1 protein-coding gene is annotated in these 307 nt (G+C 73.3%); it reads left to right on the forward strand.

Features of this window, described 5'->3' with window-relative positions:
- Positions 1-307: fumarylacetoacetate hydrolase family protein (locus tag BEK98_RS47635; protein WP_208643453.1), on the forward strand; the 307-nt coding region annotated here is incomplete at both ends.

Below are 307 nucleotides of genomic sequence, written 5' to 3' on the forward strand. Positions count from 1 at the left end.
CGCGGCTGGCAGCCCGCCGAGGGGGAGCCCCTGGACGGTGTGCGGCTGCTGGCACCCCTCCCCGCCCCCGGCAAGCTGGTCTTCGCCGGCGCCAACTACCACGATCACCTGCGGGAGATGGGCGTCGGTGACGTGCCGGACGGCATGGAGCCGTATTTCTTCCTGTTGCCGCCGACCTCGATCGTCGGCCCGGACGACGCGATCGCCGTCCCGGACGACCCGGGTGCCCGGGTCGACTGGGAAGCCGAACTCGGCGTGGTGATCGGGCGGCGCGCCCACCAGGTGACGGTGGAGGAGGCGCTGGACG

This window comes from Streptomyces diastatochromogenes, from assembly GCF_002242805.1.
Taxonomy (GTDB): Bacteria; Actinomycetota; Actinomycetes; order Streptomycetales; family Streptomycetaceae; genus Streptomyces; species Streptomyces diastatochromogenes.